Source organism: Microbacterium sp. A94 (assembly GCF_051842855.1).
GTDB lineage: Bacteria > Actinomycetota > Actinomycetes > Actinomycetales > Microbacteriaceae > Microbacterium.
Genome location: NZ_JBPXMU010000004.1, coordinates 1 through 15,877 on the forward strand (window position 1 = coordinate 1; position 15,877 = coordinate 15,877).

12 protein-coding genes, 1 tRNA gene and 1 other RNA gene are annotated in these 15,877 nt (G+C 66.6%); 10 read left to right on the forward strand and 4 right to left on the reverse strand.

Features of this window, described 5'->3' with window-relative positions:
• Positions 1–236 precede the first annotated feature (236 nt).
• Positions 237–324: transfer RNA gene (locus ACSU1L_RS11210), tRNA-Ser, on the reverse strand.
• Between the two features lie 79 nt (positions 325–403).
• Between ACSU1L_RS11210 and ACSU1L_RS11215 the strand changes: the two genes are divergently transcribed.
• On the forward strand, positions 404–1,639 hold the full coding sequence (locus ACSU1L_RS11215) for an LCP family protein (protein ID WP_439255856.1): 1,236 nt from the start codon (positions 404–406) through the stop codon (positions 1,637–1,639).
• A 33-nt stretch (positions 1,640–1,672) separates the two neighbouring features.
• Complete coding sequence (gene trhO, locus ACSU1L_RS11220; protein ID WP_439255857.1) at positions 1,673–2,566, forward strand: oxygen-dependent tRNA uridine(34) hydroxylase TrhO; 894 nt, start codon at positions 1,673–1,675, stop codon at positions 2,564–2,566.
• Positions 2,567–2,587: 21 nt separating this feature from the next.
• Here the strand turns inward: trhO and ACSU1L_RS11225 are convergent, their stop codons facing one another.
• Genes ACSU1L_RS11225 through ACSU1L_RS11235 form a run of 3 tightly spaced genes read right to left on the reverse strand, consistent with a single transcriptional unit; the run spans position 2,588 to position 7,002 of the window.
• Complete coding sequence (locus tag ACSU1L_RS11225; protein WP_439255858.1) at positions 2,588–4,831, reverse strand: transglutaminaseTgpA domain-containing protein; 2,244 nt, start codon at positions 4,829–4,831, stop codon at positions 2,588–2,590.
• The gene (locus ACSU1L_RS11230; RefSeq protein WP_439255859.1) at positions 4,818–6,017 is read right to left on the reverse strand and encodes a DUF58 domain-containing protein; all 1,200 of its coding nucleotides are present in this window, start codon (positions 6,015–6,017) and stop codon (positions 4,818–4,820) included. The genes ACSU1L_RS11225 and ACSU1L_RS11230 overlap by 14 nt, the downstream gene beginning before the upstream one ends.
• 7 nt (positions 6,018–6,024) lie before the next feature.
• A complete protein-coding gene (locus ACSU1L_RS11235; RefSeq protein ID WP_439256072.1) occupies positions 6,025–7,002 on the reverse strand; it encodes an AAA family ATPase in 978 nt (325 codons plus the stop codon).
• 145 nt (positions 7,003–7,147) lie between these two features.
• On the opposite strand from ACSU1L_RS11235, the gene ffs reads away from it, so the two are divergent.
• From ffs to ACSU1L_RS11275, 8 genes are all read left to right on the forward strand, one after another.
• Positions 7,148–7,244, forward strand: an RNA gene (gene ffs / locus ACSU1L_RS11240) — signal recognition particle sRNA small type.
• Between the two features lie 62 nt (positions 7,245–7,306).
• On the forward strand, positions 7,307–7,894 hold the full coding sequence (locus tag ACSU1L_RS11245) for a rhomboid family intramembrane serine protease (protein WP_438255521.1): 588 nt from the start codon (positions 7,307–7,309) through the stop codon (positions 7,892–7,894).
• Entirely contained in the window at positions 7,891–8,541 is a 651-nt protein-coding gene (locus tag ACSU1L_RS11250; RefSeq protein WP_439255860.1) for a hypothetical protein, read from the forward strand. Before ACSU1L_RS11245 ends, ACSU1L_RS11250 begins: the two co-directional genes overlap by 4 nt.
• Before the next feature lie 9 nt (positions 8,542–8,550).
• Positions 8,551–10,665, forward strand: a complete 2,115-nt coding sequence (pta, locus tag ACSU1L_RS11255; RefSeq protein ID WP_439255861.1) for a phosphate acetyltransferase — start codon at positions 8,551–8,553, stop codon at positions 10,663–10,665.
• Positions 10,662–11,885 (forward strand): acetate/propionate family kinase, encoded by a 1,224-nt coding sequence (locus ACSU1L_RS11260; protein WP_439255862.1) that lies wholly within the window; start codon positions 10,662–10,664, stop codon positions 11,883–11,885. Before pta ends, ACSU1L_RS11260 begins: the two co-directional genes overlap by 4 nt.
• Entirely contained in the window at positions 11,882–12,499 is a 618-nt protein-coding gene (locus tag ACSU1L_RS11265) for an NAD(P)-dependent oxidoreductase (protein ID WP_439255863.1), read from the forward strand. Before ACSU1L_RS11260 ends, ACSU1L_RS11265 begins: the two co-directional genes overlap by 4 nt.
• A gap of 109 nt (positions 12,500–12,608) precedes the next feature.
• Positions 12,609–13,364: an HAD-IA family hydrolase gene (locus tag ACSU1L_RS11270; protein ID WP_439255864.1), complete on the forward strand. Its 756-nt coding sequence runs from the start codon at positions 12,609–12,611 to the stop codon at positions 13,362–13,364.
• Positions 13,361–15,877 (forward strand): glycoside hydrolase family 65 protein, encoded by a 2,517-nt coding sequence (locus tag ACSU1L_RS11275; RefSeq protein WP_439255865.1) that lies wholly within the window; start codon positions 13,361–13,363, stop codon positions 15,875–15,877. The genes ACSU1L_RS11270 and ACSU1L_RS11275 overlap by 4 nt, the downstream gene beginning before the upstream one ends.

The window sequence follows — 15,877 nt, forward strand, 5'->3', positions numbered from 1 at the left end:
CTGCGACGCTGAATCGTCGGCCCCGACCCACCCTCGAGCTTCAGACCCCAGCCAACCGGCTGAACGAGCTGCTACTCGCCGCTTAAACCCCCGGCGTTGCTCCCACCATTTGACATTGCCGGTGTTTTAGCAGCACGAACTGCGACGGGAGCGGGTAGTAGTTGCGACCGAGGGCGCGTACGAACGTACGGCGGGAACGAAAAAGTGGGCCTCGCAATGCGAGGCCCACTGATTTCTGGCGGTGACGGAGGGATTCGAACCCTCGGTTGCTTGCACAACACACGCTTTCCAAGCGTGCTCCTTCGGCCGCTCGGACACGTCACCAGGGAACAACCTGAACAGTCTATCCGATCCTTCGTGGTCTCCGTGCCAGCTCACAACACGGCGTCGTTATGCTGTGCGGATGGGACGACAGCCACAGCGATCGACGATCGCCCAGCACGGGCAGCAGCACACGCCGTCGGCAGGCGGGCAGTTGCTGAAGATGGTCGGGGTCGCGCTGGCGACAGTGCTCGTCGCCGCCGTCGGCATCACCGGCTGGGTCGTCGGCGACCTCGGTGCGACCTACACGGCCGACGCGGTCGACCTCGGCGGCGACCCGCCACCCGGATTCTCCGAACTCACCACCGGTGCGAACATCCTCGTCGCGGGCACGGACAATTGCGAGCCCGAATACGCTGATCTTTTCGGCGACCGTTGCGCGAATCCGGAAGATGGTGTGCGCAGTGATGTGCTCATGCTGGTGAACATCTCCGACGAACCGCGCCGGGTCACCGTGGTCAGCTTCCCCCGGGACCTGCTCGTCGACATCCCCTCGTGCGTCACCGACGGCGGCGAGAGCGCGCCGCAGTACCGTCAGATGATCAACTCCGCGTTCAGCATCGGCGGGCTCGCCTGCTCCGCCCGGACGATCGAGGATCTCACCGGCGTCGATGTGCAGTACGCGGCATCCATCAACTGGGGTGGCGTGATCGAGGTGACCAACGCGGTCGGCGGCGTCGATATCTGCGTGGCGACCGCGATGAAGGATGCCGACTCCGGCATTGATCTGCAGCCGGGCACGCACAACCTCGTCGGGCAGGATGCGCTTGCGTTCCTGCGCGCGCGGTACTCGACCGAGGACGGCAGCGATTTGAACCGCATCGGCAACCAGCAGTTGTACATGTCGAGTCTGGTGCGAAAGATCACCAGCGAACAGGTGCTCACTAATCCCGGGCTGCTGCTCAAACTGGCACGCACGACGCTGTCGGCGATCGACCCGAGCACCACGCTGACCAATCCGGTGACGCTCGTGGAGATGGGGCTGGCTCTGAAGGACATCCCCGTGTCGGACTACGCCTTCGTCCGGTATCCGGTAGCCGACGCTCCGGATGACCCGAACCGGCTCATTCCGATCAGGGATGCTGCAGACCAGCTGTTCGAAGCGCTCGAGCGCAACGAGCCGCTACTGCTCGCCGACGCCGCGGGGCAAGCGCCGGAGGCCCCGGTCGAGCCTGAGGCTCCCGTCGATGGTGAGGCCCCGGTCGAGGGGGAGGCTCCCTCACCGGCGCCGGGTGAGACCGCCGTCGCGCTGCCGCCGAGCATCACCGGCACCACCGGTGAGACCGAGGGCTGCGTCTCCGGTCGAGTGGTGCGCTGAGTCCGCACAGGCGACCCGCGTAAAATCGGCACCGTGGCAACTCCCAAGATCGTTCTCTTCTACGCCTTCACCCCGCTCGCCGACCCGGATGCTATCCGGTTGTGGCAGCGTGACTTCGGTGAGGCGCTGGGTCTGCGCGGACGCCTGATCATCTCGAAGGACGGCGTCAACGGCACCCTCGGCGGAGACCTCGCGGCGCTGAAGAAGTGGGCGCGCTCGTTCCGCTCCTTCCCGGCCTTCCGCGACGCTGACATCAAATGGAGTGAGGGCACGGGACTGGATGCCGACGGCCGCAGCCTCGACTTCCCCAAGCTCAGCGTCAAGGTGCGAGATGAGATTGTCTCGTTCGGCGCCCCCGGGGAACTCCTAGTCGATGAGGCTGGAGTCGTCGGCGGCGGCACCAGGCTGAGCCCGGACGACCTGCACGCGCTACTCTCTGAGCGCGACGACGTCGTCTTCTTCGATGGGCGCAACTCGCTGGAGGCGGAGATCGGGCGATTCAAGGATGCTGTCGTGCCCGATACCGAAACCACCCGCGACTTCGTCGAGCTGCTTGATTCCGGAGCTTATGACGATCTGAAGGGCAAGCCCGTCGTCACCTATTGCACGGGCGGAATCCGTTGCGAAGTGCTCTCCAGCCTCATGGCCGCTCGCGGTTTCGGCGAGGTCTACCAGCTCGACGGCGGCATCGTCCGCTACGGCGAGAAGTTCGGTGACGATGGCCTGTGGGAGGGGTCGCTCTACGTCTTTGACAAGCGCGGCTCGATCGACTTCAGCGATCACGCCGCCGTGATCGGCACCTGCGCTGGCTGCGGCAATGCCAGCAAACGCACCGCCAACTGCCCGGATGCTTCGTGCCGCCGCCAGTTCGTCGTCTGCGACAGCTGCGCATCCGTGCCCTGCGAGGAGCACGCCGCAGTCAGCTGACCCGCAGCCGGCACAGACGCGTCAGCGGGCTCCAGAGGTCGCCGTGGCGGCCGACGTCCGCGAGATGAACAGCGACCGGGGTACCAGCGCTGCAGCCGCCCGTGCGCGGAAATCGACGCTGCGCCGAAGTGCCGTGGTGATCTGTGCGACGGCGGGGGAGAGGTCTCCGCCATCGCCGGCCGTGCGGGCGAAGCTCGCGCGCTCGACAGCATCCACCAGCACCCGCACCATCGCCGGATCCGCACCGCTCTTCACCAACGCGGCCCCGCGCACGCGCGGGCTGTCGGCGTCGGAGGCAGGCAACCGCAGATCGATCAGCGTGTCCTGCACCTCCCGCCAGGCCGTCATCGCATCTCCGTCACGAGCGCGACCGCGCCGCACGAGGTAAAGCACGAACCGGACCAGCGCGGGCAGCAACAGCACGAGAACTGCGCCCAGCACGCCCAGCATCACCGGTGTCGGATTCAGCTGGCGCAGCGGTTGCCCGTCAGCGGTGGAGGTCCCGCCCTGATCCCGATCGATCTCCGGACCGTTCGTGGGAGCGGCCGATGGTGCGGCGCTCGGCGCGGGTGCAGCCGGACCGGTAGCTGAGCCGCCACCGGTCGAGGCAGCCTGGAAGCTCGTCGGCACACCCAGCGACGCCGTCGGCTCGAACGACACCCAGCCGATCCCCTCGAAGTGCACTTCCGGCCAGGCGTGCAGCTGCTCGCTGCTGACGGCGTAGATCGATTCGGTGCCGCGCTTCTCATCGGTCATTCGGCCCGGCAGGTAACCGACCACGATGCGCACCTGCATATCCATCGACTGCGCCATCAGCGCGAAGGCGCCAGCGAAGTGGATGCAGTAGCCCGAGCGGGCGTCGAGAAACTCTGCGACCGCCTCCGCTCCTGTCCCATCAAAACCTCCGTCGACCGGGGCGTCCAATGAGTAGCTGAACTGCGACCGGAACCAGTTCTGCAGCGCGATGAGCTTGTCATAGGCGGTGCCAGCATCCGCCGTCACCTCGCGAGCCATCTCGCCGATCACAGCCGGCAACTCCTCGACGGGCTCGGTCGACGCGCTCGTGACGGGCGCTGCCTGAATCTGCTCTTTCGTCGGCAGCACGTTCTCGGTTGTGACGGTGTAATCCTCGCCCTCGGCATCCCGTGTCGACGAGATGACCGTGCGGTTGGCGGGCACCACCTGCCAGCCCGAGGAGACCCCGACGATCTTCGTCGCGGGGAACGGCACCGGCAGCATCGAACTCGCGATACCACTGACCCGGATCGAGGTGCGCTGCTCGATCGAGTCCAAGTCTTCGGCCCAGTCCGGGGCCCCGAATCCCGCACGAAGCGGTTGCCGGTCGGTTTCGTCCGGAGTCCACGTCTCGCCGTCGAACTGCGACAGGCTCGCAATGCGCAGATACGGGGCGGAGGTGGACTTCGTCGCCAACGTCATCACGGTGAACGGCGTGGGACGGCGCAGATCGTCGCCCAGTCGCAGCGACGGGTTCAGCTGCACGCTGGTGCCGGCACCGATCCACGTGGCCGACACCGGCAGCACCGGTGTGATGACGAGGGCGGCGACGATCACGGCAGCCCCGACGCTGACCATGACACCGACCGACGCCTGCCGCGGCGCGGTGCGGTCATGCCGGGTGCTGTGCCGGAACAGGAACAGCGCTACAAGCGCCAGCCCGACGAACCACACCACATCGGCGTCGCCGCGGGTGATGATCGTCGGCATCGCCCCAGCAGCCGCCACCAGGATGACCGCCAGCAGAGCGAGACGGGCGGCGATCAGCTGATCGAGCAGGATCGCGATGACGCAGAACCCGATCACGAGCATGGCGTTCAAACCGCGGGTGCTCTCCAGCGGTGCCGTGCCGAACTGCACCTGCTGGAACGCCTCGGATGCCAGCACTCCGACCGAGCGCAGCGTCACCTCGGTGGGGACGACACCGAAGAACGCACCGAACGGTTCGATCATCGCGGTGAGGGCCAACACTGACACGAGCAACTGCGCACCCAGCGTCGACCACGGCCGATCAGCGTGCCCGGAGCGCACCTGCCGCACGATGAACCCGGTCACGGCGATCAGCATGATCACGGCAATGCACATCAGTGACCAGACACCCGCCGCGATCACCGAGGTATAGGGCCAGAGGACAAGGAAGCTCGAAATCGTCGTCAGAACCGCAACGGCGAATGTGCGTTCGGTCTGCCGGGTGCTTTCACGTCGCTCTGCACGAACGGGCACCACCGGCGGATTCTCAGCGCGGAACATGGCCGCTTCCCGTGGTCACGCGCGCTGGCAGTGCGTCTTCCCAGGCGGATGCCACGTCGTCGCCCAGCGTTGCGGACGACCAGCCCAAGGCGGCTGCGGCATCGAGCGCGCCGGGCAGCGGATCGGACGCCAGCAGAATCGGCGCGGATGCTCCGCCATGGCGCAGGAGCGCGGCATCCTCTTCGTCGATTCGCCCGGTGATCATCACTACCGGCCCCGGCGGTGCACCGTCGTAGAGGGAGATGAGGTCGCGCCCTTCGCCGCGCGGGGTGACCATCGCCAGGGCGACGAGCAGCGAGTCTCGATCATCCTCATGTCCGCGCAGAGATCCGAGCACAGCTCCCGCGGAATCGAGCACGTCGACGCTATAGCCTTCGTGCACCAGATGCAGCGCGACGGATGCTGCAGCAGAAACGGCCGCCTCGAACGCCGGGTCGGAACCGGTACCAGCGCGTTCCCAGCGCTGGGCGGTGCGATCGAGAACGACGAGGGCATCAGGGCTGGCTTCCTCTTCCTCCTGACGCACCATCAGGTCCCCGCGGTGCGCGGTGGCCCGCCAGTGGATGCGCCGCATGGAGTCGCCCGAGACGTAGTGCCGGGGCGAGAGGTTGTCGCTGCCCTGACCGAGCCTGGTCGATGCGGTGTGCGCGGTGCCGCCGCTGGCGCCGACATTGCTGTTGATCGGGGCCAGCGGCACGATCTCCGGCACGATGGTGACGGTGCGGGTGTCACCGAACTCCTGCTCACGCTGGGAGAATCCGAACGGATCGATGGTGCGCAGCAGCAGTGGTCCGACCGGCCAGACGCCTCGGTGCACCCCCGTGATCGCGTAGCGGATATTGGTGCCGTTGTCGGTGGGGAATTCGCCTGCAGCGTCGCCGACGACAGCCGAGGGAAGCGCATCGCGCCAGGTACCGTTCGGCACCCGCAGGGCGCGGAGGTCGAAGCGCACGGCGACCTGGGACTGTTCTCCCACGGTGAGCAGATCCGTGGAGATGCGTCGGGAGACCCCGCCGCTGCGCCGTGGCACGTGGACGACGAAGACCGCGATGATCACCAGCAGGAACAGCAGCATCGCGATGTACAGCAGAATCGGCGCGGCCAGCAGATTCGCTGCGATCATGCACAGGAGCCCGGCAATGATCGCGGCGACACCGCGGCGGGTGAGAGGGCGACGGCGACGCATGATCGGATCAGACTCGAGCGGCGAGGGGGACGCGCACGCGCTCCACGATCTGGCCGAGGGCCGCTTCGATCGGCTGCGCGCCGGCCCGGTGAACGCCGCGTGCGGGCAGCAGTCGGTGCGCGAAAACCGGCACGATGAGGGTCGTCAGATCATCCGGGATCACGAAGTCTCGACCGTCCAGCGCTGCCCACACCTTCGACGCGCGCACGAGCTGCAGCGTCGCGCGCGGGCTCGCACCCAGATGCAGACTGGGGTCGTTGCGTGTGGCCTGCGCCAGTGCGACCGCGTACTCCTCTACGGCGGGGGAGACGTGCACGGCCCGAGACCAGCAGATCATCTGCTTGATCGCCGCGGCCTCGGCGACGGGCGTGATCGTCGACAGCGGATTCGCGCTGTCACGCTGACGGAGCATGAGGGCTTCGGCCGCGGCATCCGGATATCCCATCGACACGCGCATCATAAAACGGTCGCGCTGTGCCTCGGGCAGAGCATAGGTGCCCTCCATCTCGAGCGGATTCTGCGTGGCCACCACGAGGAACGGATCGGGAAGCGGGTGCGTTTGCCCATCGACGGTGACCTGCCCCTCCTCCATCGCCTCCAGCAGCGCGGACTGGGTCTTCGGCGAGGAGCGGTTGATCTCGTCGGCGATCACGATCTGGGCGAAAACCGCGCCGTGTTTGAACTCGAACTCCCGATCGACCGGGTTGTACACCGAGACGCCGGTGACATCTCCGGGCAGCAGGTCGGGGGTGAACTGGATGCGACGGACCGTGGCATCCACGCTCGCCGCCAGCGCACGCGCCAGCATCGTCTTGCCGACGCCGGGGACGTCCTCGATGAGCAGGTGCCCCTCGGCCAGCAGGCAGACCAGCGCGCTGCGCACCGCATCCGCTTTGCCATCGATCACCCGCGAGACGGATGCCAGGATCGCCGAAGTCTGCGCCTCGAACTGCTCGGCGGTGATCGAGTTCTGAGTGCCGTGCATGTGGTCCCTCTCGTGCGGCGCTGCGATGTCATTGATCGTACGTGGTCGCGACACGCTTCGACAGGCTCAGCGAGCGGATGGGGCGGCTCAGCGAGCGGGCAGTGCACCATGGCGCACCGCACTCTGCGCAGCAGGTAGACTTATTGGCGGCTCTCCGCGTGGCAGCATCCAGGCCAATTCCCCCAGGACGGAAACGTAGCAAGGGTAACCGGGCTCTGCTGGGTGCGCGGAGGGTCTTTTCTTTGCCCGGAATCCTGTCCCGATGATCCGGGCGTCGCCCAGCTGGGCCTGCGAGGATTATCACGTGAGCACAACTCCCGCCGCCGAGAAACCGAACGCCGTCGCGCGCTTCGCTTCGCCCGTGGCGCTGCTCGCATTGATGTGGCTGATCCAGATTGCGGATGCCGTGCTCCCCGGCTCTTTCACGGGCTTCGGGTTGCGTTCTTGGGACTTCGCGAGCCTCCCCGGCATCGTGCTGGGACCGCTGCTGCATTCGGGCTGGCCGCATCTGATCGCGAACACGTTCCCGTTCCTCGTGCTCGGGTGTCTGGTCGCGATCGAGGGCGCTCGCCGATTCTGGTTCGTCACACTGATCGTTGTTCTCATCGGCGGCGCCGGCACTTGGCTGGTGAACGCGCCCGGCGCGCTGACGGTCGGTGCGTCCGGTCTCGTTTTCGGCTACTTCGCGTACGTCGTCGTGCGGGTGCTGTCACCTCGTCCGATCGCACACCGCATCGCCTACGCGCTCATCGCCCTGATCGTCATCGTGCTCTACGGTGGGTCGATGATCGCCGGCATCGTGGGCGTTGGGCCGGGAATCTCCTGGCAGGCGCACCTGTTCGGCGGCATCGGCGGAGGGATCGCCGCGCTCGCGGGAGCACAGCGCCGATGACGAAAGTGCCGACGAAGAAAGCGCCGACGAAGAAAGCGCCGACGAAGAAGGCCAGAAAGAAGCCGTCATCTCGGCGGCGGCGCTCCTGGCGCCCCGGCCTCGTCGTTGGCGCTGCATTGACGCTGTCCGCTCTGCTCATCGTGCTCATCCCGGTAGCGACCGCCCATGATCCGGTCGTGCTGTGCGCTGAGGATCCGGCGAGCTTTCCCGAGTCCGGCATCGCCGGGTGGAACGGGGAGCAGCTGGAGAATGCGGCGGTGATCATCCGCACAGCATCCGGGCACGGGTTCCCCCGCGACGGGCAGATCCTCGGCGTGATGACCGCGATGGGCGAGAGCAGTCTGCGCAACATCGACTACGGCGACTGGGAGACATCCGGGGTCACTAACCCGGATGGCCAGCGCACCAGCAGCATCGGACTGTTCCAGCAGCAGGAGTGGTGGGGGAGCGTGGAGACACGGATGGACCCGGCTGGAGCCGCATCCCTCTTCTACACGCGCCTTGCGCGCCTGCCCGACTGGCAGAGCATGGAGCCGACGCTGGCCATCCACCGTGTGCAGATCAACACCGACCCGCAGCACTACGCACGCTTCCAGACGGATGCCACCGCCATCGTCGACGCGCTTTCCGGTCCGTGCCAGGCGTAGGCTTACCGCGTGGCTCGTAGCATTTACATCACCTCGGCCGAAGGCCATTCCGGAAAATCGACCGTTGCGCTGGGAGTGCTTGATGCGCTCATGCGGGTGACCCCGCGGGTGGGCGTTTTTCGTCCGATCGCGCGCTCGTCGGCGGAGCGCGACTACGTGCTCGAGCTCATGCTCGCTCACGACGGCGTGCATCTTGAATACGACGACTGCGTCGGCGTCAGCTACGACGAGGTGCGCGACAACCCGGACCGTGCGCTTGCCACGATCGTCTCGCGGTTCAAAGCCGTCGAGGCGCAGTGCGACAGCGTCGTGATCATCGGCAGCGACTACACCGATGTCGCCAGCCCCGCCGAGCTCGGTTACAACGCCCGCATCGCCGCCAACCTCGGCGCCCCGGTGCTGCTTGTTCTCGGCGGTCGCGATCAGCAGGCCCATGCCGAGCAGCTCGGCACATCGACCGCGCGCACCGCCGCCGCCGTCGGACAGATCGCCTCGCTTGCGCTGTCGGAACTCGAGGAGGAACGCGCCGAACTCTTCGCTGTAATCGTCAACCGGGCCGACCCTGATGCCATGCAGCCGGCCATCGATGCGGTTCGCGCAGCACACGCTCCGACCACCCCGGTCTGGGCGATCCCGGAGGATCGGACGCTGGTTGCTCCATCCATCCGCGGCATCCTCGCCGCCGTTGACGGACGCCTGGTCAAGGGCGACCCCGATCTGCTCACGCGCGAAGCGCTGAGCGTGGTGGTCGCCGGCATGTCGATGGTCAATGTGCTGCCGCGCCTGACCGAGGACTCCGTCGTCGTCATTCCCGCCGACCGCACCGAGGTGCTGCTGGCGATTCTGCTGGCGGATGCCGCGGGCACATTCCCCTCGATCGCCGGTGTGATCTTGAACGGGCCGTTCCCCCTGCCGGCGCCGATCGAACAGCTGCTGGACGGGCTCGCCTCGTCGGTGCCGATCATCGCTACCGACCACGGCACCTACGACACGGCGGTGCGGGTGATGGGTGCGCGCGGGCGTCTTGCCGCGGACTCGCGGCATCGCTACGACCGGGCGCTCGGGCTGTTCCAGACCCATGTCGACATCACGGAACTCACCACACAGCTGGGCCTGGCCGAATCGCGCGTGGTCACACCGCTCATGTTCGAGTACGGGCTCATCGAGCGTGCTCGCGCTGACCGCAAGCGCATCGTGCTGCCTGAGGGTGAGGACGACCGCATCCTGCGGGCAGCGGCGACGCTGATCGCTCGCGATGTCGCAGACCTGACGATCCTTGGCGATGCGGCCAGCATTCACGTCCGCGCCACCGAGCTGGGCATCGACATCTCCGCTGCCCAGATTCTCAGCCCGACCGATCCGGAGTACGTCGCGCGCTTCGCGGAGGAGTACGCGCGACTGCGCGCGCACAAGGGCATCACACTCCAGCAGGCCGCAGACACCGTCACCGACGTCTCCTACTTCGGGACGCTGATGGTGCACCTCGGACTCGCCGATGGCATGGTCTCTGGTGCCACGCACACCACGGCGCACACGATCCGGCCCTCGTTCGAGATCATCAAGACCCGCCCCGGTGTGGACGTCGTCTCCAGCGTGTTCCTGATGGCGCTCGCCGACCGAGTCCTGGTCTACGGCGACTGCGCAGTGATTCCCGACCCCACGAGCACCCAGCTCGCCGACATCGCGATCTCATCGGCCGCAACCGCACAGCAGTTCGGAATCGACCCGCGCGTGGCGATGCTGTCGTATTCGACGGGTGAATCAGGATCCGGCGCCGAGGTCGACAAGGTTCGCGAGGCAACCGCGCTCGTACGCGAGCGGTCACCCGAGCTTCCGGTCGAGGGGCCGATCCAGTACGACGCCGCAGCCGACGCTGCGGTCGCCAAAGCAAAGCTGCCCGATTCGGCTGTCGCCGGCCGAGCAACGGTGTTCGTCTTCCCCGACCTCAACACCGGCAACAACACGTACAAAGCCGTGCAGCGTTCGGCCGGAGCCGTCGCGATCGGCCCGGTGCTGCAGGGCTTGAACAAACCCATCAACGATCTGTCACGCGGAGCGCTTGTCGACGACATCGTCAACACCGTCGCGATCACTGCGATTCAGGCGCAGACAGGAGCAGTATGAGCGTCGTCCTCGTCATCAACAGCGGTTCGTCCTCGCTGAAGTACAGCCTCATGGACATGGAGCGCGAGGTGCCGCTCGGCGAGGGGCTCATCGAGCGGATCGGCCAGGAGTCTGGTGAGATCACGCACACCGTGCGGCGCGTCACGAGCCCCGGCGAACCAGCCCCGACGCTGCTGGACATCGATCACCGCAGCGAGCGCCGCATCGCCGATCATGACGAGGCGATGTCGGTGATGCTCGAGCAGTTCGCCGAGCACGGCCCGCAGCTGTCCGAGCATCCGCCCGTCTCTGTCGGCCACCGCGTCGTCCACGGCGGAGCGCGCTTCTTCGCGCCCACGGTCATCGACGACCTCATCGAGATCAACATCGAAGACCTCTCGGTGCTCGCGCCGCTGCACAACCCGGGCGCCGTCGCCGGCATCCGCGCCGGGCGCCGCAGTTTTGCCGACGTGCCCCACGTCGCGATCTTCGACACGGCATTCCATCAGACACTGCCACCGGCCGCTTACACCTATGCGATCGACACCAGGGTCGCCGCCCGACACCGGGTGCGCCGCTACGGCTTTCACGGCACGAGCCACAAGTACGTCTCTGAGCAGGCGGCGGCTTTCGTGGGCCGCCCGCTCGCAGAGCTCAAGCAGATCGTCTTCCACCTCGGCAATGGTGCTTCGGTCACTGCTGTCGACGGTGGCCTGTCGGTGGAGACGTCGATGGGGATGACACCGCTGGAGGGGCTGGTGATGGGCACCCGCTCGGGCGACATCGACCCGGCGGTGGTGCTGCACCTCAGCAGGGTCGCGCAGATGAGTACCCGAGAGATCGATGAGTTGCTCAACAAGAAGAGCGGCCTGCTGGGGCTTGCCGGTCGCGCCGACATGCGCGACATCCTCGCGGGCGTCGAAGCGGGGGAGCAGGCTGCTTCGCTCGCCTTCGACGTCTACATTCACCGGCTGCGCTCCTACGCCGGCGCATATATCGCCCAGCTCGGCGGGGTGGATGTCATCTCCTTCACCGCCGGCGTCGGCGAAAACGCCGCCCGCGTCCGCGCAGAGGCCCTCGCCACGCTCGGCTTCCTCGGCGTCGAGATCGACGCTGAGCGCAACGCCACGCGCGCGCCAGGCACCCGACGCATCTCGACGGATGCTTCGACGGTCGATGTTCTCGTTGTGCCGACGGACGAAGAGCTCGAGATCGCTCGCCAGGCGCTGAGCGCAGCATGAGGATCATCATCTTCGGCGCCACCGGCGGCGTCGGTCAGCACACCGTGCGGCGCGCGCTCGCGGCAGGTCACGATGTCACCGCCTTCGTGCGAACCCCCGAAAAACTCGAACAGCAGGACGGCGTCACTATCCGGCAGGGTGACGCTTTCGACGCGGCCGCGGTCATTGATGCCGTCTCGGGGCACGACGCCGTGATCTCGGCGCTGTCATCGTCGCAGGCTCTGAAGAGATCCGACGAACTCGAGCGGATGACGCAGAACATCATCCGTGGGATGCAACAGGCGGGTGTGAGCCGCATCGCGTACTGCGCCTCGGCCGGTGTCGATGGCGAGCTGACCGGTGTGATCGGAAAGGGCATCGCCTGGGTGCTGCGCAACGCGCTCGCCGATCACCGCGCTGCGCTCGATCACATCAATGCGGCCGGACTCAACGTCACCGTTGCCCGGCCCACCTCACTGAACGATGCCGCGTTCATCGCGGATTATGTCGAGACATTCGAGGGGATGCCGCCGATGTCCCGCCCGATCCCGCGCGCCTCGGTGGCAGATTTTTTGGTGAAGTCGCTCGAGCAGCCCGACATCTACAGCAACACATCCGTGGGGCTGAGTCTGTAAGAGGCGTGTGCGTTCGGCGCTGGTCTTCTCCCGGACCCCAGGGCCCCGATACGCTGGCCTGATGGCACCGAGGTGCCGGACCATTCTTTCTCGCTGTTTGGAGGACTGCGTGCCCGAAACCGTGCCCGACCTGCGCCGCGCCGAAGGCGTGCTGTTCGACCTTGATGGAGTGCTCACTCCCACCGCCGAGGTGCACATGCACGCCTGGACAGCGGTCTTCGCGGAGGTATTCGCGCTCTGGGGGATCGCGCCGGCCTACACCGATGCCGACTATTACGCGTACGTCGACGGCAAGCGCCGCTACGACGGCGTCGCGAGTCTGCTGCGCAGCCGAAATGTGGAGATTCCCTGGGGAGATCCCGGTGATGGGCCCGATATGCAGACCATCTGCGGCATCGGCAACCGCAAGAACGCCGCGTTCGCTGCCGCGCTGCGCGGTGGTGGTGTCGCACCGTTCCCCGGCTCGCTCGCACTGCTCGAGGTGTTGGCCGCAGCAGGCGTGCCGATGGGGGTCGTGTCCAGCTCGTCGAACGCCGAGGAGGTTCTGGAGACCGCCGGCATCCGCGATTTCTTCACCGTCGTCATCGACGGCAAAGTCGCCGCACGCGACGGGCTCGCGTCTAAGCCCGCGCCGGACATGTTCCGCGCCGGAGCCGTCTCGCTGGGTGTGAACCCGGGCGCGAGCGTGGCCGTGGAGGATGCTGTGGCCGGCGTCGCTTCGGCTGCCGCTGCCGGTTACGCGACTGTCATCGGCGTCGATCGAGGTGCTGGTGCCGTCGTGCTCCGGGAAGTCGGCGCCACCACTGTCATCGACGACCTTGCCCGACTGCTCCCGCCCGACACTGATGCCCCGGAGACCGCATGATCGATCGCGACCGCTTTCCCGTCGACCCGTGGCGTCTCACCGAGACGCGGTACACCGAGGACGGCGTCTCCGAGACGATCTTCGCGGTGGCCAATGGCTATCTCGGCCTGCGCGGAAACCACATCGAAGGCCGCGGAGCGCACGAGCACGGCACCTTCGTCAATGGACTGCACGAGACCTGGCCGATCCGCCACGCTGAGCAGGCATACGGCTTCGCCGAGGTCGGACAGACCATCGTCAACGCTCCGGATGCCAAGGTCATGCGCGTCTACGTCGATGACGAGCCGCTCTCCTTCGACGAGGCCGATGTGCGCGAGTATTCCCGCACGCTGGATATGCGCACCGGAGTCCTGGAGCGGATCACCGTGTGGGAAACCCCCAGTGGCAAGCGGATCCGCATGCGCGATGAGCGTCTGGTCAGCTTCGAAGAGCGCCACCTCGCGATCCTGCGTCTGGACATCACGGTGGAGAACTCGGATGCCCCAGTCACGATCAGCTGCCAGCTGCTGAACCGTCAGGACGGCGGCAACGTCTACACCGGTGATCCGATGGGGAAGAAGCAGCAGGCCGGCTTCGACCCGCGCAAGAGCGAGCGGATCACGGAGCGAGTGCTGGAACCCGGCGAGTACTGGCAGGACGGCTTGCGCTCTGCGCTGTCGTACCGGGTCGCCGATTCCGGTATGACGGTCGCCGTCGTCGCCGATCACGTGATCGAAACCGACAACGACTACAGCGCACGTCAGTACATCGAACCCGACATCGCGAAGAATGTGATCCGGGTGCAGGCCAAGGCCGGCATCCCGATTCGGATCACCAAACTCGTCAGTTATCACACCTCTCGCGGAGTCCCACCGCGTGAGCTCATCGACCGATGCCGCCGCTCGCTCGATCGAGCCGCCATCGAGGGTGTCGACGAGCAGTACCGCAAGCAGACCGAGTGGCTCACCGGCTTCTGGGATCGCTCCGATGTACGGATCGAAGGGCACGAAGATCTGCAGCAGGCCACCCGCTGGTGCCTGTTCCAGCTCGCACAGGCCTCTGCGCGCGCTGACGGGACCGGCGTGCCGGCCAAGGGCCTCACCGGGTCTGGCTACAGCGGCCACTACTTCTGGGACACCGAGATCTACGTGCTGCCGTTCTTGACCTATACGACACCGCAGTGGGCACGCAACGCGCTGCGCGCCCGGGTGCTCATGCTGCCGGCCGCCCGGCGCCGGGCATCCCAGCTGAACGAAGCGGGCGCCCTGTTTCCCTGGCGGACCATCAACGGTGAAGAGGCATCGGCGTACTATGCCGCCGGTACCGCGCAGTACCACATCAACGCCGACATCAACTTCGCACTCGGAAAATACGTACGGGCGACCGGCGACGACGACTTCCTTCATCGCGAGGGCGCAGATGTTGCCGTTGAGACGGCCCGGCTGTGGGCGACGCTCGGGTTCTGGCGCACGTCGAACGGTGCGTCGACCGGCGTCGGTCGCCATCCGGAGACCGACACATTCCACATCCACGGTGTCACCGGGCCCGACGAGTACACCACCGTCGTCAACGACAACCTGTTCACCAACGTGATGGCCCGGCACAACCTGCGTTATGCCGCCCGTGTTGTGCGTGAGATCGCCGAGGATGACCCGGCCGCGTACGAGGCGCTCGTCGAGCGCGTGGGGCTGGGAGAGGGCGAACCGGATGCCTGGGATCAGGCCGCCGAGGCGATCAACATCCCGTATAGCGAGCGACTGGGCATCCACCCGCAGGACGCCATGTTCCTCGAACGCGAGATCTGGGATCTCGAGCACACGCCTAAAGAGCAGCATCCGCTATTGCTGCACTTCCACCCGCTGGTGATCTACCGTTTCCAGGTGCTCAAGCAGGCGGATGTCGTGCTCGCACTCTTCCTGCAGGGGAACCATTTCACCGCCGAGGAGAAGCTCGCAGATTTCCAGTACTACGACCCGCTGACCACCGGGGATTCGACGCTGTCGGCCGTGGTGCAGGCGATTCTTGCCGCCGAGGTCGGGTATCAGGATCTCGCGCTGGAGTACTTTCAGCAGTCGCTGTTCGTCGATCTCGGCGACCTGCACCACAACTCGTCAGACGGTGTGCATGTCGCATCGGCCGGTGGCGTCTGGACGGCGCTCGTGTGCGGATTCGGTGGCATGCGCGACCACGCCGGGGAGTTGAGCTTCGACCCGCGGCTGCCCGCGGAGTGGCCGTCGCTGTCGTATCCGCTGCAGTGGCAGGGTACGACACTGGATGTGACGCTGACGCGGGAAGAGCTGAGGGTGGCTGTGCGAGACGGTGACCCCGTGTCGTTCACCGTTCGCGGGGAGGAATGCACCGTGACTGCAGAGCAGGATGTCGTGGTCGCGCTGGCAGATCAGGGGCCGGTCATTCCCGGACGCCCGACCCTGCGCGCGTTCCAGGACGCCCGACGTGAGGACGGCACACGGCTGTCGGCATCCGTTCCGGTCATGACGAACGCCCTCCCGATCATCAGCGTGTTCGAAGACTGA

What these genes read in the sequence shown, in the direction of transcription:
- ACSU1L_RS11215 (WP_439255856.1), top strand. Translation starts at nt 404, where the DNA reads ATGGGACGACAGCCACAGCGATCGACGATCGCCCAGCACGGGCAGCAG.
- ACSU1L_RS11225 (WP_439255858.1), bottom strand. Translation starts at nt 4,831, where the DNA reads ATGTTCCGCGCTGAGAATCCGCCGGTGGTGCCCGTTCGTGCAGAGCGA.
- ACSU1L_RS11230 (WP_439255859.1), bottom strand. Translation starts at nt 6,017, where the DNA reads ATGCGTCGCCGTCGCCCTCTCACCCGCCGCGGTGTCGCCGCGATCATT.
- ACSU1L_RS11235 (WP_439256072.1), bottom strand. Translation starts at nt 7,002, where the DNA reads ATGCACGGCACTCAGAACTCGATCACCGCCGAGCAGTTCGAGGCGCAG.
- ACSU1L_RS11250 (WP_439255860.1), top strand. Translation starts at nt 7,891, where the DNA reads ATGACGAAAGTGCCGACGAAGAAAGCGCCGACGAAGAAAGCGCCGACG.
- ACSU1L_RS11260 (WP_439255862.1), top strand. Translation starts at nt 10,662, where the DNA reads ATGAGCGTCGTCCTCGTCATCAACAGCGGTTCGTCCTCGCTGAAGTAC.
- ACSU1L_RS11265 (WP_439255863.1), top strand. Translation starts at nt 11,882, where the DNA reads ATGAGGATCATCATCTTCGGCGCCACCGGCGGCGTCGGTCAGCACACC.
- ACSU1L_RS11275 (WP_439255865.1), top strand. Translation starts at nt 13,361, where the DNA reads ATGATCGATCGCGACCGCTTTCCCGTCGACCCGTGGCGTCTCACCGAG.